The 24,012-nt window shown below is 45.1% G+C and carries 18 protein-coding genes and 1 pseudogene; 9 read left to right on the forward strand and 10 right to left on the reverse strand.

The window, feature by feature from the left end:
• Nucleotides 1-129: 129 nt before the first annotated feature.
• Both BT105_RS08200 and BT105_RS08205 read right to left on the reverse strand, forming a co-directional pair.
• Complete coding sequence (locus tag BT105_RS08200) at nt 130-2,376, reverse strand: family 43 glycosylhydrolase (RefSeq protein WP_072300267.1); 2,247 nt, start codon at nt 2,374-2,376, stop codon at nt 130-132.
• A 408-nt stretch (nt 2,377-2,784) separates the two neighbouring features.
• Complete coding sequence (locus BT105_RS08205) at nt 2,785-4,251, reverse strand: serine hydrolase domain-containing protein (protein ID WP_072300268.1); 1,467 nt, start codon at nt 4,249-4,251, stop codon at nt 2,785-2,787.
• A gap of 335 nt (nt 4,252-4,586) precedes the next feature.
• Between BT105_RS08205 and BT105_RS08210 the strand changes: the two genes are divergently transcribed.
• A complete protein-coding gene (locus tag BT105_RS08210) occupies nt 4,587-7,007 on the forward strand; it encodes a metallophosphoesterase (protein WP_242940102.1) in 2,421 nt (806 codons plus the stop codon).
• An 88-nt stretch (nt 7,008-7,095) separates the two neighbouring features.
• Here BT105_RS08210 and BT105_RS08215 read toward each other — a convergent pair whose 3' ends face one another.
• The 4 genes and pseudogenes from BT105_RS08215 to BT105_RS08235 all read right to left on the reverse strand — a co-directional run.
• The gene (locus tag BT105_RS08215) at nt 7,096-8,196 is read right to left on the reverse strand and encodes an iron-containing alcohol dehydrogenase (protein ID WP_278289611.1); all 1,101 of its coding nucleotides are present in this window, start codon (nt 8,194-8,196) and stop codon (nt 7,096-7,098) included.
• Between the two features lie 516 nt (nt 8,197-8,712).
• Nucleotides 8,713-9,339: a flavodoxin family protein gene (locus BT105_RS08225; RefSeq protein ID WP_072300270.1), complete on the reverse strand. Its 627-nt coding sequence runs from the start codon at nt 9,337-9,339 to the stop codon at nt 8,713-8,715.
• Between the two features lie 15 nt (nt 9,340-9,354).
• A complete protein-coding gene (locus BT105_RS08230) occupies nt 9,355-9,888 on the reverse strand; it encodes a flavodoxin family protein (RefSeq protein ID WP_028517357.1) in 534 nt (177 codons plus the stop codon).
• 685 nt (nt 9,889-10,573) lie between these two features.
• Nucleotides 10,574-10,858 (reverse strand): annotated as a pseudogene (locus BT105_RS08235) (recombinase family protein); the annotation flags it as partial.
• On the opposite strand from BT105_RS08235, the gene BT105_RS08240 reads away from it, so the two are divergent.
• From BT105_RS08240 to BT105_RS08260, 5 genes are all read left to right on the forward strand, one after another.
• Nucleotides 10,844-11,146: a BadF/BadG/BcrA/BcrD ATPase family protein gene (locus BT105_RS08240; protein ID WP_072300271.1), complete on the forward strand. Its 303-nt coding sequence runs from the start codon at nt 10,844-10,846 to the stop codon at nt 11,144-11,146. The pseudogene BT105_RS08235 and the gene BT105_RS08240 overlap by 15 nt on opposite strands.
• A gap of 183 nt (nt 11,147-11,329) precedes the next feature.
• Entirely contained in the window at nt 11,330-11,512 is a 183-nt protein-coding gene (locus tag BT105_RS08245) for a hypothetical protein (RefSeq protein WP_072300272.1), read from the forward strand.
• Between the two features lie 6 nt (nt 11,513-11,518).
• A complete protein-coding gene (locus BT105_RS08250) occupies nt 11,519-11,851 on the forward strand; it encodes a cytochrome c biogenesis protein CcdA (RefSeq protein WP_278289612.1) in 333 nt (110 codons plus the stop codon).
• 284 nt (nt 11,852-12,135) lie between these two features.
• A complete protein-coding gene (locus tag BT105_RS08255) occupies nt 12,136-12,996 on the forward strand; it encodes an SH3 domain-containing protein (protein ID WP_072300274.1) in 861 nt (286 codons plus the stop codon).
• Between the two features lie 205 nt (nt 12,997-13,201).
• Entirely contained in the window at nt 13,202-16,873 is a 3,672-nt protein-coding gene (locus BT105_RS08260) for a glycoside hydrolase family 9 protein (RefSeq protein ID WP_072300275.1), read from the forward strand.
• Nucleotides 16,874-16,971: 98 nt separating this feature from the next.
• Here BT105_RS08260 and BT105_RS15025 read toward each other — a convergent pair whose 3' ends face one another.
• The 3 genes from BT105_RS15025 to BT105_RS08270 form a co-directional block, all read right to left on the reverse strand.
• A complete protein-coding gene (locus BT105_RS15025) occupies nt 16,972-17,121 on the reverse strand; it encodes a hypothetical protein (RefSeq protein ID WP_177243951.1) in 150 nt (49 codons plus the stop codon).
• A gap of 143 nt (nt 17,122-17,264) precedes the next feature.
• Nucleotides 17,265-18,422: an MFS transporter gene (locus BT105_RS08265; protein WP_072300276.1), complete on the reverse strand. Its 1,158-nt coding sequence runs from the start codon at nt 18,420-18,422 to the stop codon at nt 17,265-17,267.
• Nucleotides 18,423-18,436: 14 nt separating this feature from the next.
• A complete protein-coding gene (locus tag BT105_RS08270; RefSeq protein WP_072300277.1) occupies nt 18,437-18,943 on the reverse strand; it encodes a TetR/AcrR family transcriptional regulator in 507 nt (168 codons plus the stop codon).
• A 158-nt stretch (nt 18,944-19,101) separates the two neighbouring features.
• Between BT105_RS08270 and BT105_RS15030 the strand changes: the two genes are divergently transcribed.
• Nucleotides 19,102-19,395, forward strand: a complete 294-nt coding sequence (locus tag BT105_RS15030; protein WP_177243952.1) for a hypothetical protein — start codon at nt 19,102-19,104, stop codon at nt 19,393-19,395.
• A complete protein-coding gene (locus tag BT105_RS08275) occupies nt 19,392-20,537 on the forward strand; it encodes a pectin acetylesterase-family hydrolase (protein ID WP_207646761.1) in 1,146 nt (381 codons plus the stop codon). Before BT105_RS15030 ends, BT105_RS08275 begins: the two co-directional genes overlap by 4 nt.
• Before the next feature lie 176 nt (nt 20,538-20,713).
• Here BT105_RS08275 and BT105_RS08280 read toward each other — a convergent pair whose 3' ends face one another.
• Nucleotides 20,714-23,215: a glycoside hydrolase family 3 protein gene (locus BT105_RS08280; RefSeq protein WP_072300279.1), complete on the reverse strand. Its 2,502-nt coding sequence runs from the start codon at nt 23,213-23,215 to the stop codon at nt 20,714-20,716.
• 226 nt (nt 23,216-23,441) lie between these two features.
• On the opposite strand from BT105_RS08280, the gene BT105_RS08285 reads away from it, so the two are divergent.
• Nucleotides 23,442-23,987, forward strand: coding sequence for a prolyl-tRNA synthetase associated domain-containing protein (locus tag BT105_RS08285; protein ID WP_072300280.1), 546 nt, complete (start codon nt 23,442-23,444; stop codon nt 23,985-23,987).
• The last annotated feature ends 25 nt before the right edge of the window (nt 23,988-24,012 follow it).

Raw genomic sequence — 24,012 nt, forward strand, 5'->3', positions numbered from 1 at the left:
TCCTGTTCTTTATACTTTTTTCGACAACATGCGCTCATCGCTGATGTAAGAGCTTTTCGGCGCTCTTGTCCATTTCATTTATCGGCCATAAAATATACTCCTTTTCAAACTTATCCCGTATGTGCATCATCAGCCATAAATAAGCTTTCTTCTCATTAGGCAAAGATCGAATACATCAAGTCTGTTATCTTCACACAGATCAGCCGCTTTCCAGTCAGTTAGTTTTGTATCCGGTACAGCGAGCAGCCACTTCTGGAGCAGCACCACATCGGCAATGTCAAAATTCCCGTCTGCATTCACATCGCCCATGCGTCTCTCGGACGATTCGCTGCTTTCCGTAAAGCACCATGACTGCATAGAAACGCCCTGATCGGAATAGACGAAATAGAGGTCATGCGTACCACCGATATTGCTGATCGGATCGCTGTAAACGGTTGTAAAACTGCTTGGAGAATCAAAGGCGATACTCGTCAGCAGGACGCCTGTTGGCGCATCAAGATGCACATCAATGCTGCCTTTTCCTTTCACAGATGCTGCAAATGATATCGGCTTTTCTACCAGCGGAGCATTGTTCGTATTTGCGGCATTTTCGGCTGCAAACAGCTCGATCGCATCGTCTGCCTTGACATACTTTAATACGGCATAATCATCTGTATAGACCGCATCGCCGTCCGAAAATCCGTTCCAGATATTCCGCAGACCATCTGCCCATTCACGGGTATTTGTCAGCTCAGCGGCAACAGCAATATTGTACTTTCCGTTGAGTGTGATGGAATCAACCTCCATTGTCACAGGGGTATCATTTGCCGCTGTGAAGCAGCCGACGATCTGAAAGCCCTTTGCGCTGTTCATATCGACCGTGACCTTGTATTTTCCCTTGCCTGTGACTTCAACAGAGCTTTGATTTTTGACACCGTTCTGTGCTGATGCGTACATCGTGATCGTTGTGGGGGCATCCAGACTTGTGACAGTCAGATCATACTGAATGGTATCAATATTTGTCTTCACCAGTTCGGCAGCAGTAGGCTGTGATGCATCTTCGGATTCGGTAAACTGCACACCCCGGACTGCCGTCCATGATCCGGCCTGCTTTGCGCTGACAATCGGTGCATACGGATCGGTCATATCATAGTCGATCTGCGCAGTACCTACCAGCTCAGCGGAAGAATGCTCCTCATACGGGCTGAACACGCCGTTCTGTGACGCGCCCTTTTTCGTACCGCCTTTATCCTCAATCTTTACATTTTTCTCGTCTACTACGATCTCATCGACACCCATACTACGGTAACCGCCGGTAATGCCCATACCGTGCTTGAGCATCAGCGTGTGGTAGAACATATACCATTTGCCCTTGAACTTGTGCATATGCGTATGGTTGTTGGAGTAATCGAAGCCGACTTCGCCGGGCTGACGGAAGCATTCGCCCATCATCTTCCAGCTTGTCGGATCAAGCGGCGTTTTTGTCGTCATATAAACCATGCCGCAGCCGCCCGGTGCAGGACAGTCGAAATCCCACTGTTCACTGTGATCGTTCCAGTCGCTGCAATAGGTATACACGTAAGTTCCGTTAATATAGTTCAGTTCACTTGCCTCAAAAGAATATGGTGCAGGTATCTGCTTGAACTCGCTGTCAAATGAGATCATATCCTCTCCCAGCCGAACGATGCGCACAGAACCCGGCATATAGTCTGTACCACCCGATGCTTTGCCTGCACCAAAGGAAAGCCAGCCGACACCGTTGTCATCAATGACGGCACCGGGATCAAAGGGATTGGGACAGTCGCTCAGACCGGGTGTATCACCGGTCACAAGGCAATGTCCCAGCGGGTCTGTCCAGCCGGTCACAGGATCGGTGGATGAGATGACGCCTGTGCCGACTCCGCTGTTTGAGAAATACAGATAGAAATGCGTTTTTCCGTCCGCCTCTTTACGAGATACAATAGACGGCGCCCACGATGCCGTGATCCACGGTGCGATCTCTCCGACATTTATCTCGCCGTGATAGGTCCAGTTGACCATATCTGCTGTGGAGAACACAAGCAGAGACTTTATCTTTTCATAAGTATTGTCCACATCGGGACCGGCGGCTTCAAACTGCTGATGGTCGTTCGTACCGTAGACATAGAGCCTGCCGTTGTATTCAACTGCTGTCGGATCGGCGCAGAAGAAATCGGGGGAAATGGGATTGTTGAAGCGGGTGTCTTTATAATTCCCGGAACTGATCTGATCGGCAGGGATCGTGATACCGGTCTCCAGCGTTTTGACCGCATTTGTCATGCTGATGCTTTCAGCAGATGCGGAGAGCGGTAAGGATGAAAGAAATACTGTGGCTGACATGATCAGTGTCGCAGCCTTTGATGAAATAGATTTTCTCATAGCTTGATCTCCTCATCAAGGTATTGTGAGAAATCCGCAAGTAATATGCGGTGATTCTCAGATTTGTCCTTTTGAGTTAAGAATTGCCTTGTATGTTATGGTTTGTTACAACGTTTCGATGCTTGTTAATTCCTCAGATCGTGCTATATTCATTCTTAAATCTATTTTAGCATAATATATGGAGAAATGCAAGGGCTTATCGCCCGTACCAACCGTTGTTTTGCCGCAAGGTCAAAGAGTTTGTTTTTCATAATTATACCGTCCTTTATAAGTTTTGAATCAAAGTTACAATGTTCTTTTAGATATTCCGGTTCAAGTCCGGTGTGACGATCAGCATTGAAAAGTGAATATGATCCCCCTCATCAGGCAGGAAGTAATGCTCCTGCTTGGTGAGGGGGATTTTTTTGTTTATTCCTTCGTTTGGTGCTTCTGTCGGGAATAGCGAGTGATACTTGTTACGATCATAAGAATCAGATCAAGATCAATTATTGTGAGTGCAATTAATGCGGAATAGGAAAGCCACACTGCAACAAACAGATAATTGTATCCGATCAGATACGGAGCGGCGAAACATAATACAAGTAATGCCGACAGAATGATCAGCCTGAGACACAGCCTGATTTTTTCTTTTTTCATATTCACGGCTTTTTTCGCAAGTCGCTTTTTCTGTGTCAGCAGTAAGACTACGAGCAACACAAGCAACAGCAGGAACACAACGGCGATCGGGGCTGCGATTGAATCCGACGAAGGTGAGGCGCTCATATGTTCGAATTTGCCTTCCGTCATAAGCTTATATGCGCTTCGTGCAGCATTGACCGGGCTGTCTGATGAGATATTCGTTGCCGCAAATGTCCCGATGTTTCGTTCACGATCAATGTAAAGCATCGTAGAAAAGTTCGGGTTCCCGCCGGAGTGCTCCATATAGCTGCCATCTTTCTCCTGCATCCATCCGTTCAGATAATAACAGTCAGCACCTTCCTCCGCGTTGATGTACTGTGATGCAGCCTCTGCACGGTGAGATTTTTCAATTGCCTTTTCAAGCTTTTCGGGGAGTTCCAGTTGTCCGAGCTGCGCCTTGATCCACAAAGACATATCTGCTGTCGTCGTAATGACATAGCCGTCACCCTGACATCCTTTAAAACGCGGTGCATCATACTCGATCGTCTGCCAGAAGCAGCGCTGATAGCCTTGTGCTGTCGGAATATCATATCCGGTTTCCGTCATTCCAATGGGAGCAAATATCTCCTCCGCTACATAATCCTCAAAACGCTCTCCGGAGGCAACTTCGACAAGGTATGCCAGAATATCATAATTCAGGTTACAGTATTCAAATTCCGTACCGGGTTCAAATCCCAGATCAATGCCCTCAGCTATACGTGCGGTGTCTTCTTTCAGCCTCTCGTCTGTTCCAATCTTGACCTGCTTATATGTTTGAGATTCAGGAATACCCGATGTATGATTGAGGAGCTGCCAGATTTTCAGATCATAGCTTTCTCCCTGCCATTTCACATCAAACCACGAAAGATAGTCCGATACGGAATCATTGATTGACAGTTTTCCTTCTTCCTGTAGTACCAATACGGAAAGAGCAGTAAATGCTTTTGATACAGACGCAAGTTCATAATGCGTGTGTTCCGTTGCAGGAATCTGCTGTGCAATATTGTCATAGCCCCAGTTTTTGTAGGAAGCATTCTCACCGTCAACAGCCACAAGCGACAAACCGGGCGTATGCGTTTCATCCACATACTCAGTGATGTAATTATTCAGTTCCGCGTCATCCAGAACAGAATCTGCCGCAGAGGCAGGCAGGAACGGTATGATTGTGAGCAGCGTCCCAATAGATAAAAATACTGCGGCGATCTTTTTGATGTTCATTATAGTTTGTGTCAGCTCCTTTTTCTTTTCTTTCGGAAGATTGATTTTGCTTTATTCGTTTTGATTTGACAACCTTTCCGCACACTGGGCGCTATTTTGCATCTGACAGCCTTCCTTAGTTCTATAATCCTTTATATTATAGCATACTTTCTGCGGTATATCAAGAATTTTGATGGAGAAAAAGCAGGGAGGCTTAAATGAGTAACCCCGTATCACTAAGCTTTGGTTCAGTGGTGGGGGGATTTTATATTCTTCATCGACTTAGAAGCTTTTTGTCAGCTTGACACTGACTTGAAAAATCTGCTATAATTAAAGAAAAGGAAAGGACAATGCCTATGGACAAGAAAAAAGCGATAGACAGTTCCAAAAAAGCAGTCACCGTCTTTTTTAAGATAAGGCGTGGCTTTAAGATATATATTGCATTTATCACGGGTATACTCAGCGGTATCGAGATATACAAGCAGTTTTATCCCCTGACCGAGAGCCGTGTGATAGCTGTTATCTTTGGGATATTGTTCGGGGCATTTATCACGGCGGTCATGCTGCTGATACTTGAAGTGATACGAAAATGTGTGGGTATTGCAAAATCAAAGGGCATGAAGATGTTTGAAAAATACAAAGAAAGGGTGCGAATGAAGCTGATAAAAAGGAAAACTGAACAGACTGCACCAAACCGCAAGATAAAAGCGGTCGTTGATATGATGTTTGATGACATTCCCTATTCCGAGGAAGTCACGCAGGCGCAGGAGAAGATAGAAACTGCTCTTAATACGGAGTTTGACAAAATAAAGTCTGACCGCCATGAAGATGAAGCACTGGAAGAACTGCTCGGCAGATACGGCAAGCTCTCGCAAATGGCAGAGCTTGCAGGCTATCCTGCGGAAAGTGCGGAAAAATGGCGTGGTGAAACGCAGGCAGTAGATATTCGCCCGCTGAAAAAGGAGATGTGGAAACAACGGCTGAGGATATATCTCACCTCGGCATTTGCCGTGTTTGCGCTGTTGCAGGTGTTCTGGCTTATCTATAACATCACCGCAAAGCCTGTTGCCGTTATCGGTAATATATTTGTTATCGCCCTCGATCTGTTTATCGCATCATTCCCGTTCCGCAAATATCTTAAAACCGAGAAAGCCGCCGAGGGAAACAAGTACGACACCGATTCCTACAAATATCTCTGTACCCGAAGCGACAAGTACGCAAAACGTCTTCTCAACGGAATTGCACTGCTGTTTGCAGTGGTGTTCGTGTTTGTGGCATCGGAGCTTAGCTTTTACTTCTTCGGTAATTCCAAATCGGCTGAATTTGCGGAAAATTTCTTCAATAACAGTATCGTTATCGAGATACCCGTATTTCTGCTGATAAAAAATATCCTCTCCCTCAGAATGATAAGGCGGAGGATAAATATTCCCGATAAGGGCAAGTACAAAAAGCACATCATCGGCATAACGGCGTTTTCGGCAGTCTACTGGCTTGGCGTGACGACATTCACGGTCATAAAGAGCAAGGACATCGCATACCCCGGAAATGTCTTTATGATAGCAGGGATATTTTTCGGACTGCTTGTGATCGCTTATGACTTCACATTAAGACGCAATGTCACATTCAGAAACATCGTCATCAACAAGCCGAGAATAGCTGTTTATACGGCTGTTGCAGTTGCGGTATCGGGATTTATGATCTTGCAGCAGGACACCTGGTACACGCAAAGCTACATCAATTCCGTTCCCGTTGTCGAGCATAACACTCACAAGGTAGAGTACAATGACGAAACTGGTGTTTACACCATTACCAAAACCACCGATGATTTCAAGATACTCCACCTGACCGACATTCACATCGGCGGAAGTCTCTATTCCTATCGCAAGGATATAAAGGCGCTGAAGGCTTGCTATGCGGAGATAGAGCATACTCACCCCGATCTCGTTGTGGTGACGGGTGATCTGAGTTTTCCGCTGGGGATAATGTCAATGTCGCTGAACAACACCGCACCTGTGGGACAGTTTGCGGCATTTATGAGGAACACGGGAATTCCGTGGGCATTCACCTACGGCAACCACGATACCGAGTCGCTTGCATCTGCCAACACGCAGGAACTCAGCGAGGTCTACAAGTCGCTTTCTTTCAAGACCTCGGGCAATCTGCTTTACCCCTACACCCAGCCCGATGTTTTGGGCAGGAACAATCAGCTGATCGAGATAAGAAATGCTGACGGCTCGCTGAACACGGGGCTTTTCATGATTGACTCGAACGCATACACGGGCGAGGGTATAAACGTTTATGACTATATCCATGACGATCAGGTTGACTGGTACGCTGACGAGGTTAAAAGAATGAACGCCGAGGCAGGTCACACGGTAAACTCAATGGCGTTCTTCCATATCCCATTGCAGGAGTACAGGACTGCGACGGAGCTTTACAACGAGGGCAGCGACGAGGTCAAATACTTCTACGGTGAGAACCCTGGCGATCACGGCGGTATCACCAATGATCTTGTGTGCTGTTCCGACTACCCCAGCAAGATGTTCGACACAGCCCTTGAACTTGGCAGCACGACGGGATTCTTCTGCGGACACGACCACTACAACAATGCCTCTATTGAGTATAAAGGCATACGCCTGACCTACGGCATGAGCATTGATTATCTCGCAATGCCCGGTATAGAAAAGGAAACAAAACAGCGTGGTGCGGAGCTTATAACCATACACGCTGACAGCTCCTGGAAGTCAGAACAGATACTGCTTGATTCTATAACATAACAAAAAGCAGATGCTTTCACGGTAGAAAGCATGCGGAATAAAAACACGGATAACCGTCTGATGAGGACGGTTATCCGTGTACGAGATATTATAAAGACATCTTGAAGATCTCTTCAACATCGGCAGGGGTGAGAGTTGTAAATCCGACCAGCTTGCCCTTTGCGCCGCAGGCTTTCTTTGCCATGAGTGCGAAATACTTATCGTCAATGCCGAGGTCGCTCAGACGGCTCTGAAGTCCGAGTGTCTCAAAGTAGAATTTCTCCAAAGCTGCGATAGCTGCCTTTGCACCCTCCATATCGGAAAGCGACGCATCTACACCGAGAACATTCACACCGAAACGCTTGATCTTCGGTGCTGTTTTATCACTGAGGATATATGTCAGCCATCTCGGAATGATGATAGCAAGTCCGTGACCGTGGGTGATGTTGTAAAAAGCGGAAAGCTCATGCTCGATCATGTGAGCGATAGCGTCCTGAGAGACACCGCTGAAAAGGAACCCGTTGAGCGCCCAGCTTGATGCCCACATCAGATTGGAACGTGCTTCATAATCATCGGGCTTTTGGAGAGCGACAGGAGCGTACTTGACTACGGTTTTCAGCACCTCCTCCTGCATACGGGTGAGCATATCCATTTCTTCCTGATCGGTGAAATATGCCACATCAAAAACGTGCGCCATAATATCCGCACTTCCGCTTGCGGTCTGGTATGCGTTTACGCTGAATGTGTTTGTAGGATCGAGGAAGGAAACATTTGGTCTTAATGTCGGTCCGAAAATGGGCTGTTTTTCGTTCAGTTCGACATTGCTGATAACACCGCCGATGTCCATTTCGGAGCCTGTAGCGGAAAGGGTAAGAACCGCTATGATAGGCAGATTGTCGGGAACGAAAGCCTTTCCTGTGATGATGTCCCAGCAATCGTTACCCTCATACTTTGCAGTGGCAGCCATAGCTTTTGTTGCATCGATCGTCGAGCCGCCGCCTACTGCGAGAAGAACATCAATGCCTTCCTTTTTGCAGAGTGCAGCACCCTTGTTGACAGTGGTGTGATGCGGATTCGGCTCAACACCGCCAAGCTCAAACACCGTCATATCAGCCTTTTTCAGCTCTGCGATCACCTTATCGTACAAGCCGATCTTCTTGATAGAACCGCCGCCGTAAACGAGCAGGACTTTCTTGCCGAACTTTGCGATCTCCTAGCTCAGATGATGAAGCTGATCCTTGCCAAAATATACCTTTGTTGTGTTGCTGAAAACAAAATCTTTCATAACCGGCCTCCCGATAATAGTGATTTTTTACGTCTAAGAAAGAGTCCTGATTTGGGCTATTCCTACTTCTTATTATACCAAACAGCCCCGAAAGAGTCAATCTACTGGGCTATGTACGAAAGAAGCGAATCCGGGAACTGGCTATTTTCATCAATTCTCAGCCGCGTACCATCACGGAGTTTGATGAGGCGCTGGTGAAGAAGCTGCTGGAAAGCGTCAAGGTCTGCGAGTTCTTTCTGGAATTCCGGTTCAAATCAGGCGTGACGATCAGCATTGAAAAGTAAACAGAGATAAGAAATCCCCGCATCACTGGTGATTCAGTGGTGCGGGGCTGTTTTTATTCTTCCTCGGCCATAACGGTCATACCTTATCAAATTCTCTGAAATGTTTCATGGTATCTTCTATTCATTATAACACAATTCCTCACATTATCGTATCTATTCAGACGTCCTCACGGATAAAGTGTGTAGGCTGCCACGGTTCTTTCTCGGGAAGTCCAAACTGTGCCTTGCCGAGAGCGATCGACTTCATCAGGAAGCTCATATTCTTGGCAAGTGTTCTCATCGTCTGCAATCCTTCTGCATCAAGTGCAGCCTGTCCCTGTTCTCTTCCGTGAACGCAGTTCCAGTACTGGCTGGAAGCGACAGGCATATTGCAGATGGTGAAATACTTGTTCAGTTCATCGAAGGTAGCGGAACATCCGCCGCGTCTTGCAACAACAACGCTTGCACCGACCTTCATTGTCTTATCGAAACCGGTGCTGTAAAACAGTCTGTCAAGGCAGGCGATCAGAGTAGCGTTGGCAGATGCGTAGTATACAGGCGAGGCGACTACAAGGCCGTCTGCTTCTTCAAATTTGGGTGCTATCTCGTTGACTACGTCATTGAACACGCACTTACCGAGTTCACTGCATTTGCCGCAGGCAATACAGCCGCGGATATCCTTGTTGCCGATATGACAGACCTCAGCTTCCACGCCCTGTGCTTCAAAGGTTTTAACAAGTTCTTTTATAGCGATAGCGGTGTTTCCGTTTGCGTGTGGACTTCCGTTTATGATCAGTACTTTCATTGTATACCTCCTCCTTTACAGTGATTTTCCAAGCTGATAAGCCTTTTCGGGATAATCAGTCTTTTTCAGCATATCAAGCGTCCAGCAGTTTACGCCGACTACAGTACCTGCGACATCCCATTCAAGGAAATTCGTCATTCCCTTGAAACTGGCAAGTGCGCCTTCCGCTGATTCTATTGTATCATCTGCCATAGTGAGCATAAGAACAGCTTTTTTGCCGCCGTGCAGCAGAGCATCATTGGCATAAAAGCGGTCAATGACTGTTTTCAGCTGTGCGTTGATATCATAGTAATAGATAGGGGAGATGAGCACGATTGCGTCTGATTCGAGCAAATGTGGATTCAGCTCGGTCATATCGTCCTTGAACACGCATACCTTGGCATCGCCGTGACATTTCTCACAAGCAATGCAGGGATGAACATCCTTGAATGCTGCGTCAAAGCGAAAGATCTTGTGACCTGCTTCTTCAGCACCCTTTATGAACTGTTCAGTCAGATATGCTGTGGTTCCGTTCTTGTGAGCTGAGCCTGTGATGATTGTGATTTTCATTGTGATTTACCTCCTTGGGTTTATGATGATGCAGTGATGTCGAGCTTGTCATTTTGATCTCGACCATTCGATTGAATAGTATTTATGAGTGATATAATTGATTGAGCGGTGAACAACCTTTCTCCACACTCAACGCTATTTTGCAATCACCCAAATCGCAATTTTTGATTGGACTATTTTTAGCGATTTTACGCTGTTTTTCACTATGACATTCAATCCGCACACTGAAAAATCGGAAAAAGCAGTTTCACGCACCCTAAATCGAGTGCGTGATTTGGTTGTCAAAAATCAAAGTGTGCAGATTGGTTGTCAAATGTGCCGTGTATGCCATTTTGCCCTTTTACCTGTTTCCGCATACAGATTTTGAGTGGGTGAAACTGCTGTTATCGGAAAAGGACGATGCCGATAAACCGCGCAAATACGCCGTTTCAGGATTTCTCTCGTGACAGCAGAACTACGCACTCAACGTGTGACGTATTTGGAATCATGTCGTTATTCTTATAATATCAGAAGTCTAAACACTTGTCAATATATAATGTGACTATATTATTTCAATAGACTGTGGTCTATTGACATACAAAAAAAGTATGTCATATAAGTTGTTTTTCGGCTTTTGAAATATTGCAAATAAAAACGATATCCGATTGAAAGAGTTTGAGCCGGCAAAATGCCGGCTCGCTCCTGTTTATTTAATCTTTCTTTCGTACTCTTTGACCCTGCGATAAAATGTGTTGGCACGCAGGCCCATCTCTTTCTGAAACCATACCGCCGTTATAGCGCCAGACTTCCACTGCTCATATAGTTGGCCAAATTTTATCCAATCTATAGGTTGAGGCTGTCTTCCTTTATATTTCCCTTGAGCTTTTGCTATTGCGATCCCTTCACGTTGACGCTGCAAGGTCTGCTCACGTTCTAGCTCTGAGAGGGCTGCAAATATAGACAGTACAAAGCGTCCTTGAGGAGTATCAACAGCACCTGTGTTGTTTTTGCTCAGTCGGAAGTTATATCCCTTGTTGCGAGAAAATATGACCGCAGGGATATCCTTGCAGGTATGCATATCTCAATGGCAAGGCGTATCGTAAAATTGATGAAAAAGTCCGAAAAGGACGGAGATATACTTATGACAGGCGGAGGTTCACTGAGTATCGGGCTGCATAAAGCATTTGAGGAAGAGCTTATGAGAGATGTTTTTGTTGCTGATTATCCTCAGTTCAACGGTGCAATAGGCGCTGCGCTTATTGCCAGCGAAAGAGGATAATTCTATGGGAGTTTCGTTACTGATCGAGAGTATGACAGCGGCGGCTTCCGTAGGAATGGGCTGCGGTACGTGCTGCGTCTCGGGTATAAGTGCAGCATTGTATGGCTATCTCACAACTCATACTAAAAATATCGACAGTCCGCAAGAGTGTTTCTCGATTTTTTTTTCGGGAAATTCCTTTCAGTGATACTGCTTTGCTGTGCAGCTTCACTGGTCGGTTCAAACTTTATAGATGATGATGGACGAGTATTCGGTATAAAAGTTGCACTGATAGTTGACGCTGTTATGCTTGCAATGGGAATATGGTTCCTTATACGCTGGCTAAGAGAAAAGCACGGAGTTCACAGCTGTAAAAGCTGTCAATGAGCCAAGATAGACAAAGCTGAAAAGTTTACAGAAGAAAAAGCACATCACGCAGCTCTGATAGGTATGGGCTTCGGATATGGCATTTCACCATGTGCTCCGCTTATACTTATAACAGGTTATGCGGCAACACTGCCTGTAGGTTTTGCAGTCATTCTGGGAGCAGTGTTTGCACTTGCAATCACGATCTCTCCGGTGCTTTTTATAATACTTATTTCAGGTGCGCTTGCAAAGAGAATGAATAAAGAGATACCACAGTATCTTACTTGGTTCAGACTTGGCTGTTATGTATTGATGATTGTTTTGTTTGCAGCAGGATTAATAAAAGAAGTTATTGAGTAAAAGATATTATCAAACTTGTAAAATTTAAGGCTCCGGCCTTATGACCGGAGCTTTGTCATTTAAAACTTATATTAAGAGTTTTCGGTATTGCATATTGTACAATCGATACACCTTTCGGTTGTATAATGTTACAAATGTTTTGTTTAAGACAGAACATTGCAAAAATATACTATTAAAATCATGGGAAATATGTTATTATATAATATAAGTCATAGAGCAGAATTGTATTTGATAAGTTTCATTTTCATAATATATATATTTAAAGAGCAATTGGAGGCACGTTTATGAACTCTCAGAATGATAATGACAACAATGGAAGACTTCTTTCTGATTTTTCGGCAGATAAGGGCTCGGAAATGTTTTCAAGGAAGGGAGCAGGCGACAGGGAAGAAGAGGAAACTGATACTCACGTAAGTACGAGCCGGAGTATAATCACAGACGATATTAACAGGTCTAAACAAGCAGAAACGAAAAAAACTATCCAAGAAGTGCCTGATTCATCAAAACAAGCTCCCACAGAACACAAAGAGGACATCTTTCAGAATGAGGAAAAAAGCAAGCCGCCGCTTCCGATAGTTGCGGCGGTCATGATAGGCGTATTGGTGATAGGTATTATTTGCGGAATGCTGCTGTGGAAGGATAAAGGCTCCGATAATGATAAGCAGACTGATGAAAGCAAGAATACGGTTGTTTCAACGGAAGAAGCTTCGACTGCTGCAACAGAAGCGTTAACTATTGAAGAAGTATCCGAAGCTGTGACTGCCTCTGCTGTTGCAACAAAAAATGAGACGACTGAAGTAGTCACCGAAACACAGCCTCAGGAAGGTGATATACCTGATGAATACAAAGGATTTCCCAATGTTGAAAATGCTCCGCTGAATATGGCGTTTTACGATTCGGCACAGGGGCTTTCGGGTACAGTAATGACGGATAACACGGGCTTGAACCTGAGAAAAGGTCCTGATACGAGCTTTGCAGTAATAAAGGAGCTTCCCAAAAGCTGTACAGTATGGATACTGGGTGAGACAGCTGAATGGTTTTATGTAGGCATTAAGGCTGACGAAAATGATAATGGCTATACGGACGTAGGATACGTAAGCAAGGAGTACGTTGCTGTCAATGTGAAATCGACGAATACAGAGTAAGAAAAGCCGCGTCAGATGACGCGGCTTTTTATGCTTATTTGTAGCTTGCGTACTTAGCTTTGAATTTCTTTTTTGAATCATACATTGGTTAGAGAATATTTTTATTGTGTACTTGCTTGTCAATTTTGACAAGCAATCTTGACATATGCAAGATAATAATATATAATATTATTACAAATGCAGATAGATAAAGGGAGGGAATATCATGCATAAAAATTATAAGAAGATCGTTGCAGGGCTGATGGCGGCTGTAATGATCGCACCAACCGCCGTCAGTATATCAGAGCCGCAGAAAGCAGCTGCTTATGAGCTCCTTGGAGAGACATCATTTTCTCATAAGATGATACCATGGCATACTGTGGAGAACAGGCCTGCAAAGCAGGATTTTGAGCTTTCTGATGGAAATGTACACATCACGATCATAATACCTGAAGGTTCCGAAAAGGAAAGATGGGATCTCCAGTTCAGACACAGGAATCTCAGCTTCAAGGCAGGTCATGAGTACAAGGTAAGCTTTAAGTCAAAGGCGAAACGTTCGGGTATGGAACTTTACTCCTTTATCGGCAATCTCAGTGACACCGAAGAATACTTTGTGCTTGACGGTTCGACAAACGATATGCATATGGGACCTGATATGGACGGTAATTGGCCGCAGAGCGCTGTAAAGCTTACGACCGAATGGCAGACTTATGAGGGAATATTCAAGCCTGCGAATGATATTGAAGCTGCTCAATGGGCCTTCCAGTATGCAAGAGGCACCAAGTATAGTGGAAATGCTTATGAAGGCGACGAGTTATGGTTCGATGATATGTCCATTGAGGACCTGACAGATGACACAACAAATCCGCCTGTGTATAACTACGGCTATACCGCCCGCGGTTTCAGCGGACTTGAGAATAACTTTATATCTGTTAATCAGCTTGGATACTACCAGAACCTTGAAAAAACAGCTACACTTGGCAATAATAAAGGAGATTTCACCTACGGTGCTAAGTACTTCAAGCTCGATCAGGTATATGACTATGAGATAGTAAGAGTTTCAGATGATACCGTTGTTTATACAGGCAAAACAGGTACGCCTAAGAAGGACGCTGACTCCGGCGATAATGTAAGCATTATCGACTTTTCCGAGTATAACGAGCTTGGTGAGTATTATATCCGCATCAAAGGCGAGAACTGGAGATCGTTCCCGTTTAAGATAGGTACTGATATTTACAGTGACAGTAAACATAATATGCTGACAAATGCGCTGAATTATTTCTACCAGAACCGTTCAGGTACAGATATCGAGTCAGAATATATCACATCGGGTGAAAAAGATAAACTCGCACACGCAGGCGTTCATAAGACAGATATGGGCTATGTTCAGAATAAATGGAAAAATGAATATCTGTCAGACTATGAAGCGACCAATTACTATGCTTCTTCAAAGCTCGACGCATCGGGAGGCTGGTATAAATCCGACGACCACAGCAAGAATATGACAGAGGGCGGTATTTCGCTGTGGACGCTCCAGAATATGTACGAGCGTGCAACTTATTCACAAGACGGGATCAAAAAATTTGCTGACGGCTCGGGCACTGTTGTTATTCCCGAATCGGGCAATAAATATCCCGATATCCTTGATGAATGCAGATATGAGCTCGATTTTATGTCCCGCATGAAGGTGCAGCCCGATGAGAAAACATGGGGAAAATATTCGGGTATGTATTATCACTGCATAAACGATCACAGGTGGCGCAGTCTTACCAACAGACTGGATTACATCGGTTATGAGGATATCCGTATCATTAAGCCGCCAACATTTGCGGCAACCCTGAATTATGCTGCCTGTGCGGCGCAGGGAGCGAGACTTTGGGCACAATATGACGCTGAATATGCAAATAAGCTCCTTGAAAGTGCTAAGGAGGCATATCATGCATACAAGGAAAACTGGTATATAGCAGGAAATAGGGAGTATTCTAACGAAGTATCATTCTATGCTCCACAAAATCTGTGGAAGGGAACGAATGAATCCCCTGAAACTGAGGTCTCAGCTGATGCATACTGGGCAGCCTGTGAGCTTTATATCACTTCAAAGGAAATGGAAGATAAAGATGCTGATGCTTATCTTGCTGATCTTTCTGAATATAAAGACGCATTCAAGTTCTATCCAAGGATATATGGCGCATCAAATAATAATTATGATGATTCCTTCACATTTTTCAACTGCGAAAGCGGAGCCGCAGCAGGTTCTATGTCGCTGCTGATGCACGAGGATCTGCTCACAGTTGAACAGAACGAGATGCTGAATAGTTCACTTCTTGAAACTGCAGATGATTTCATTGATGAAGAAGAAAGCCAGGGCTACGGTATCCCGTATAAGTATGACGGTCCCGGTTATAATGACCCAAGCGCTTTCAGTCCTATAATATATTACCACGGCTTTGAATATGATTCCAACGGACGCGCTTTGAATAATATGATCGCTATGGCTTATGCATACGACATAACAGGTGATGATAAATACCTGAACGGCGTGGCAAGAGGTATGGACTATCTTCTCGGCAACAACCCACTTTCATACTCATTCATTTCAGGCTACGGTTCTTACTGTACAAAGAATCCGTCACATGAATACTGGCAGTATGAGATCGACAAGTCTCTGCCTCAGGCACCTGACGGAGTTATCGTAAGCGGTCCGACTGCAAAGGCTGTAGACACATATGTGAAGGCTATGGGAATGGGATATGGACATCCGGATGATCCTTCTGAAAGATTTTATGCTGATTCCGTAGAATCATGGTCTACCAATCAAGCTTCTCTCAGCGGCAATGCTTCTCTTGCATGGGTAGTATCATTCTTACAGGACGAGGCTTCGACAGAAACGCCTTCTGAGCCTGCTTCGGGAGATGTAAATGCTGACGGCGAATTCAGCATAGCTGACGTTCTGCTCGTACAGAAATGGGTGATAGGTGATAAGAGATACACTCTTCACGACTGGAAGGCTGCCGACTTCTGCGCTGACGGCAAACTGGACATATTCGACCTTACCCGCATGAAGAAGGAGTTTGTCAGGAATAGCTTCAAGGATTGCGTCATACCAGAAAAGAGTCTGAGATACGGTAATCCTATGAATGTTGCTAAAGACGGACTTGAACTGCGTCTCGGTCCCGATGAAAGCTATGAGGTTATAAATACTATCCCTGCACATACAAGCATTGATGAGCTTGGATACAATAAGGATAATGACCACTGGATGTTTACGGAATATAAAGGAAGGTACGGCTGGATAAAAACAGTTGAGGAAGATAATAAAACAGCTACTGTTTATCCTGATGCTGTTGCCGCTAAGCCAGTAATTTACCTCTACCCCGAAGAGGAGACCGATGTTCATGTTGAGCTGGAGCTGACAGAAGCAGAGCTTTCTACAACGTACCCGAAGTATAATAACGGCTGGGACGTAACAGCTTCTCCTGACGGTTCGTTTCTGAACAAAGCAGACGGTACACATCATAAATATCTCTTCTGGGACGCAGTACACTGCCGCACAAGATTCGACTTTACCAAAGGTTTTTGTGTTGCTGGCTGTGATACAGAGAGCTTCCTCAAGGAAAAGCTCACATATATGGGACTTACCGAGGAAGAAATGAACGAATTCATCGTATACTGGCTGCCATTAATGGAGCATAACAAGTATAATCTCATATCTTTCCAAGGCGATGTGTATACAAATTCCGCAAAGCTGGACATATCTCCCACACCTGACAGCCTGCTTCGCGTATTTATGGCTTATGTTCCTCTTGAAGAAGCCGTGGATATCGAACCTCAGCAGCTTGAGACCTTTGAGAGAAAGGGCTTTACAGTCGTTGAATGGGGCGGCAGCAAGATACAATAAAATACATTTAAAATCCGCCTGTTAAAGGGCGGATTACAACAAAAGCGCTTTGTAGTCAGAACAAAGCGCTTTTTTCTGTGATATTTATTACGGGAACATTATCCTGCGTTTACCCAATTGCCGTTCTCGTCGAGCATTTTGCCCTTGTAGTCAACGACGTGCATTACAGTATCCATAGTGAAGATACCTGCGCTGATATTCTCATTAGCAGGATTTACCGCTGAGAATCTCACCGTAACATCGCTCATTTTTTATGGGAAGCTCATCAAGCTTCAGCTTCTGTACCATTTCTCCGGGACGAACCCAGCCTGTAGCTCTTATACGTACAAGGCTGTCGTCGTTGGGATAGAACTTATTAGTTCAGAACATACGGCAGAACTTCTGCTTTACGTTATCCTTTTTCTATACGCCTGTACGCATATTCCAGAAATCCGAGGTTCAGTGCAGCGAATACCGTCAGATATACAGGCATTATCCCGATACCGACAGCCTGCTGTAAATGACCGAATACCATAGGCATAAACGTACTGCCGATATAAGCAGAAGCCATTTGCAGACCGATAACTGCGGCACTGTTTTGCCTGCCGAAATTCTCGGGAGCCATGTGCTGTATCGCAGGATAGACAGGTCCCATGCCGACACCCGTTATCAAAAAGCCCACCGCAGCAGGGATATAACTCTCAAAGGGCAGGAATATCAACAGTATACCGACGGCTTCAACGGCAACTCCGATGCGTATGAGAAGCCTGTCATTCAGTTTGTTTGAAACGAATGCTGAGATAAGTCTGCCAAACATCAGACCGCCGAATATAAGAGAACCGAAAGCTGCCGCCGTTTGTGCGGATATCGTCTTTGTACCGATAAAGTAGCTCGAAGTCCACAGAAAGCAGGTTGCTTCTCCTGCGCAGTAGGCGTAAAAAGCTATCAGCGTAGGGATAACTCCCTTTATTCTGAGAGCTTCTGTTATGCCTGCGGAATGCTCCTCACTGTCATCATCAGCTTCGGCGTTTTTCTTCCACAGAGGGGCTGAAAGCAGACAAACAAGCATTATTCCCGACTGTATGTATGCTGTCCAGCGGTAGCCCTCGTTCCAGTGCGCTTTTGAAAGAGCCAGTGACATGATGTATGGGCTTATCATTGCACCCACGCCGTAGAAGCAGTGCAGGAAATTCATCACCGATGATGAGTAGTGTTTTGCAACATAGTTGTTGAGCGCCGAATCCACTGAGCCTGCCCCCAGACCGTATGGTACGACAAACAAAAACAGCATAGCATAGGACTCAGACAGCGAAAAGCCTATAGGACCTATGACTGTCAGCAGTATTGAACCTGTTACTATGTGGTGTGTACGCAGCTTCCGTATCAGCGTCGGGGCGAGAAGTGCGGAAATTATGGTCATAAATGATATGGACATGGACACATATCCTGCGTAAGATGACGGCACGCCGAAGTCATTCTGCATAGTCGGCCAGCCGGAACCGAGGAGCGAATCGGGAAGTCCGAGACTTATGAACGCTAAATAAATCACTGCAAGCAGCATTGAACCCATATTCGTTACTCTCCTTATTTTACAAGCTCCGCAACTTCCTGCGGTGTTTGCTGATAGCCGTTTTTCGCCCAATAGACGAACAGCTTGTACACGCCGCCGATCTTGTAGACGATCTCCCACGGAGAAGCGGTATCGGACAGCCGTGCAAACAGCCGCTTGTCAAATTCTTCTTCCAGCAGATACAGCTTGTCCGTTTTCATCAGGATACTCACCACATCCCGGTGCTCATACATATGCTCAAACAGCCAGACGATGTAGGGGCTGAGACTCTCTTTCGTCAGAGTGAGGTAGTTTTCCTCGGCCTGCGAGAGCCAGTCGCCTGTGACGCTTGTGATATAATAGCGCAGAACATCGTCCTTTTCATTGAAATTGCGGTAGAAGGACACTCGTCCTGCCTGCGCTTCGGTGATTATGTCAACAACGGTTATTTCATGATATTCACGTTTTTTCAGCAGTCTGATGAACGCCCCTGCTATACGGTCTTTGACCGTCAGAGGTCGTTTGTTTTTTGCACGTTTCATAAATGATACAAAACCTCCATAAATGTACCAAATTGCACGATATTATTAACTTTCGGGTACTTTCATATTATACTTATGATACAGATGAACCATATTTAGCATACCACAAAAATCCCATAATGTCAAGTACGAAAGGAATGAGCAAGGTGAAAAAAGCTATGAAAGTGATTCTTATAATTTTACTTATCATCGCTGTGCTGGCAGTATTGCTCTGGTTTGGTCTGAAAAAGATATGGAACAATATCATGACAGCGCAAATGGCACCGGACAACTACACCTCCGAGGTCAAAACAGGCGGCGAACTGGAAGCAAAGTATATGGCTATGAGCAGTTACGAGGTAAATGCTTCACTTTTGACTATGCCGATGACGAGGAAATCAAAACGATCAGAATATGGTATCCTGCCGAGCTTGAAACAAGCGACAGGAAATATCCTGCTGCCCTGTTTGTGAACGGCACGGGTGTCGGCGCATCGAGATACAAGCCTGTATTTGAGCATCTTGCTTCATGGGGATTTATCGCAGTCGGCAACGAAGATCCGTCTACATGGGAGGGCAAAAAGGCTGACCTGACGCTTTCCTATCTTCTGAATGCAAATGAAGACGAAAACAGCATTTTCTATCACAGGCTCGATATGGATAATATTGGTGTTGAGGGACATTCGCAGGGCGGTGTCGGCGTCAACGAGGAAACTGCCCGTGACGATACCTACAATACAAAGCTCGTCAAGCCCGATCTTCTTGCGAATACTACCATGAACATGGGTGGTCTTGCTTCAGATTTTGAGGGCAGTCCCTTTGAAAACTGGAGCATGATACTGTTCCCATATGCCACGGGAGATTTCCATTCGGGGACGGGTGAATTCCGCTACACCGACAAAGACGGCAAGGAGAAGATTCTGTATCAAAACGGCTATACGAATTATACCGCCGCCATGAAGCAGATCATAGAAAAGGCAGGCATAGAAAACGCCGATATGGTGCTTGTGACAGGCTACAGTGCAGGCGGCTGGGGCGCGGCGATACTTGCAGACGATATTTTTACAAACTATTTCCCGAACGCTGTAAACAAAAATCTTTTTGTAGATTCGTCTATGGCGCTGTATGATGATTGGCACGATACCGCTGTCAATGTATGGCAGTCGCCAAAATCTATCACGGACAATATCAAGACCGACAATCTGACAATGGATATGCTCCGCCATCTTCGTGAGAAATACGGCGACGGTATTCATCTTTTCTATGGCACATCGACAAGAGACGGTGATCTTGCAAAGGTTCAGAATTATTTTCAGAACGGCATTATGGACGTTGATGAGGCTGTTGCAGACGAATATCAGCAGACGCTGAAAGAGGCGGTACCGCAGTTCAAGGAGCTGAATGTCAGCCTGTTTATCTGGGACGGGCTCGGATACTATGACGATCCGAGAAATATGACCTTCCATACGATCATCGCAACGCCTGTGGTATGGGTGACCTTCGAGGAGCAGAACAAATCCGTTGCCGAGTGGCTCACCGACGCAATTGACGGAAAGCTGAATTACTATGGAGTTGACCTTGTTGACAAGGTGTATGAAAAAACAGAAAACAAATAAACAGCGTATTGCCGCACTTCATTTTGTGCGGCAATACGCTGTTTTACAGAGGTGAGATCGTGAAATGGAACTATGAACAAATACGGAAAATCCGAGATGATATGCTCAGATATGTACACGAATAAAGCATAATACAAAGCCAACTGCGGTCTTTGTCATACGTTTTTTCTTTATCATCACTTTATCTCCTCAAACAGTGATTCAAAGTATTCGGGCGTTTTTTTGGACTCGTGTGCTGTGTACCATAACTCGCATATGAGATCATCATCAATCTTTCTTATCCAAAATGCTTCATAATTGTTCTCATCTCCGTTATAGTACCAGATATCTCTCATGTATTCCTGACCACCGAGAGTAACCTTTTCTCTTTTCTTGAAATCAATTTTTAATCCTTGCTGTTCAGAATTATCTATGACTATTTTCTTGTGATAGTCAAGTGCATCTTCTTCAGTAATATCTTCTCTATCTGACATTACGGAATCTAAAAGCATAGGGATATTATAGAAAGTGATAGTAGTAGCTTCATTCATGTTTCCGAAATTTGCTTCATATATCGTTGCTTTTAAAATGGCAAGCTCTGTTTCATCGGTAAGCTCTTCTATCTGTCTTTCCTTTAGTTCAGAATTGTATGCTGAGAAATAATTAAGATTACCTGGGACATTAAACTTGATACCTGCATAATCATTGACATATACGCCGTCTTTAAAAAGTCCCTTAGTGTAATTCGTACCCTCAGTTGCAGGATCTTCGGCAACTACTGTGGGCGGATCAAGAATTGTCTCGGGCTCTGCCTTAGCCTTGAAATTGCCGCCATAGCTCAGTCCGTAGCCTCTTTCCAGCCAGCACTTGTCAGTACCTATCTGGTCTAATGAGCCATACCATGGTGCAGGAAGCTTTCCCTTGAAGTCGGCACAGCCGCAGAGCACATCGGAAATGCCCTTGCCCTCAGAGCCTGGTAGATAGCACATTACAACGCTGTCCCACTGATCGTATATTCTGGGATTTATGAGGACCTGTCTGCCTGCAACGATACAAGCGACTGTGGGCTTGCCAAGTTCCTTGGCTTCCTGTCGTGCCTTTGAATTGCCGTCAAGTCCCAGCGCACCGAAAAGGCTCATATCCTCAGTATCTCCGTTCCACTCGGCATATGCCTGCTCGCCTAAGCAAAGCAGAACAACATCGGCTTTCTCCGCTTCTTCCTTATCGGTGATGACTTCTATGCCGTAGCTTTCGGCGTATCTCTCAAAGGCTTCCCTGATAGTAGTAACGCCGGGGACGTCCTTTGTGCTTGCGCCGTTCCAGTCCATAGTCCAACCGCCGCACTGTACCTGTCCATTGTTTGCCGCAGGACCAGTGATATAGACCTTTGTGCCCTCCTTGATAGGAAGTACTTTATTGTCGTTTTTGAGAAGTACAAGGCTCTCCTCAACAAGCTTTTCGGCTATCTTTCGGTATTCGAGAGAGCCAGTTTCCTTCTGCTTTGTTTGCAGGTTCTCGCAGAGCGGATCATCGAATATGCCTGCCTCTTTCTTGACCTTGATTATTCTTGTAACAGCGTCGTTTACACGCTCCTCGGTAATATCTCCGCTGCCTACAGCGTCAACGATTATCTGCTTTGCCTCGTCATATTTATCGGTCTCCATAAGCATATCAATGCCAGCGTTTACGCCGTTGATGACCTGCTCCTTGTATGTAGCTCCCGAGGTATGTTCAATGGAGCCCCAGTCGCTGACGATGAAGCCTTCAAATCCCATTTCATCTTTCAGCTTCATGATGTATTCTTTGTTTTCGTGCATCTTCACACCGTTCAGTGACGAGTGGCTGATCATTATAGTCTGTACGCCTGCGTCTATCTGAGCCTGATATACCTTGAGAAGTTCTTCTATCTCTGCGCTCGTGAGCTGAGCGTCGCCGCGGTCGATACGCTTGAGGGGAGTACCCTCCTCGCCTGTACCGTAAACAACATTACCGTCAGCAAAGAAGTGTTTTGCGCAGGCAACAAGTCCGCCGTCCTGAAGTCCCTTTGTGTAAGCAGTGCTGAGTTTAGTTATGGTGTCAAGGTCGGAGCCGTAGGACTCATAGGTACGTCCCCAGCGCGGATCAACGGACTGTGCCACGCAGGGTGAGAAGTTCCACAGCATATGACAGAGCTTTGCTTCGTCAGCTGTGATAAGACCTACCTGATATGCAAGCTCCTCATCATTTGCTGCACCTTGACCGATATTATGGGGGAAGTATACTGCATCTCTGCAATAATTAACGCCGTGAACATCGTCCTGACCGTAGATATACGGGATACCTGCCTCTGATTCAATAGCGGCATTCTGGAAGCCGTCAACAGTTTCGCACCACGCATCGGAATTGATACATCCGACAGTGGACAGGATACTGCCGTAGTCGTTGGCTTTCATGTCATCAGTAGTGATGTTGTAGACCGCAGGCTGAACCATTTGGTTTGCTTTCTGTTCGAGAGTAAGCTCACCTACAATCTCCTCAGGAGTCATAGAAGCGTATCTCTGATATTTCGGACCGTGATCCTTAACTGTGCTGTCGGAAGCGATTTCGATTTCCGATTCAGTCGCCGTATCTGATGATGATGGGGGTGTATTTTTTTCCGCACATGAGACTGTCGAAGCCAACAGTGCCAGCGGAAGTAATAATGCGATTGTTTTTCTCATGTCTGCTCCTTTCGGTATGTTTGAAACTATATCTGATATTGTAATTTTAGTCTATCAGTTAATGTTAATATTATATCATATTATTTAAACAAAAGCAAGCTGCGGTACTTATACTGTTATTACTATTGCTCGAATCGGCATAGTATGTTATAATATAATCGGAAAACAGTGATTATAAACATTACAGATTCTCTTATGTGTTACAACTGATAAAGGAGTTTTTTGAATGAATATTGATAATACGCTTTACAACGGACGACCTAAAGAACAGCGTTCAGACGTTGAAATGGCTATATATGACAAGCTTGACGCTCTGGGTATAGACTACAAGCGTGCTGACCACGACCATGCAGATACTATGGAAGATTGTCTGGCTATTGAAAAAGTACTCGGTGCTAAGATATGCAAGAACCTGTTTCTATGCAACCGCCAGAAGACAAGCTTTTATATGCTTCTTATGCCTGGAGATAAGCCTTTCAAGACTAAGTTCCTTACATCGCAGCTGAACTGTGCCCGACTTTCATTTGCTGAAGCTGACAAAATGCAGGAGTATCTCCATACTATTCCAGGCTCTGTATCAGCACTGGAGCTCATATTTGATACAGACAATAACATACAGCTTGTCATAGATAACGACTTGATGAAGGACGAATATATCTGCGGACATCCTGGTATAAACACATCGACAGTCCGCCTGCTCCGCGATGATATGCTCAGATATGTCCGTGAAGCTAAGCATGAGCCTGCATTTATAGATTTACCGATAGAATGATAGATAAAGTTCCCCTCAACAGGGC

The sequence above is a fragment of the Ruminococcus flavefaciens genome (genome assembly GCF_900119075.1).
In the GTDB taxonomy this organism is placed as follows: Bacteria; Bacillota; Clostridia; order Oscillospirales; family Ruminococcaceae; genus Ruminococcus; species Ruminococcus flavefaciens_Q.

Excerpts from the sequence above, each read along its gene's own strand:
- BT105_RS08200 (WP_072300267.1), bottom strand. The coding sequence starts at position 2,376 with ATGAGAAAATCTATTTCATCAAAGGCTGCGACACTGATCATGTCAGCC.
- BT105_RS08205 (WP_072300268.1), bottom strand. The coding sequence starts at position 4,251 with ATGAACATCAAAAAGATCGCCGCAGTATTTTTATCTATTGGGACGCTG.
- BT105_RS08210 (WP_242940102.1), top strand. The coding sequence starts at position 4,587 with ATGGACAAGAAAAAAGCGATAGACAGTTCCAAAAAAGCAGTCACCGTC.
- BT105_RS08225 (WP_072300270.1), bottom strand. The coding sequence starts at position 9,339 with ATGAAAGTACTGATCATAAACGGAAGTCCACACGCAAACGGAAACACC.
- BT105_RS08230 (WP_028517357.1), bottom strand. The coding sequence starts at position 9,888 with ATGAAAATCACAATCATCACAGGCTCAGCTCACAAGAACGGAACCACA.
- BT105_RS08255 (WP_072300274.1), top strand. The coding sequence starts at position 12,136 with ATGAACTCTCAGAATGATAATGACAACAATGGAAGACTTCTTTCTGAT.
- BT105_RS08260 (WP_072300275.1), top strand. The coding sequence starts at position 13,202 with ATGCATAAAAATTATAAGAAGATCGTTGCAGGGCTGATGGCGGCTGTA.
- BT105_RS15025 (WP_177243951.1), bottom strand. The coding sequence starts at position 17,121 with ATGAGCGATGTTACGGTGAGATTCTCAGCGGTAAATCCTGCTAATGAG.
- BT105_RS08265 (WP_072300276.1), bottom strand. The coding sequence starts at position 18,422 with ATGGGTTCAATGCTGCTTGCAGTGATTTATTTAGCGTTCATAAGTCTC.
- BT105_RS08270 (WP_072300277.1), bottom strand. The coding sequence starts at position 18,943 with ATGAAACGTGCAAAAAACAAACGACCTCTGACGGTCAAAGACCGTATA.
- BT105_RS15030 (WP_177243952.1), top strand. The coding sequence starts at position 19,102 with ATGAAAGTGATTCTTATAATTTTACTTATCATCGCTGTGCTGGCAGTA.
- BT105_RS08280 (WP_072300279.1), bottom strand. The coding sequence starts at position 23,215 with ATGAGAAAAACAATCGCATTATTACTTCCGCTGGCACTGTTGGCTTCG.
- BT105_RS08285 (WP_072300280.1), top strand. The coding sequence starts at position 23,442 with ATGAATATTGATAATACGCTTTACAACGGACGACCTAAAGAACAGCGT.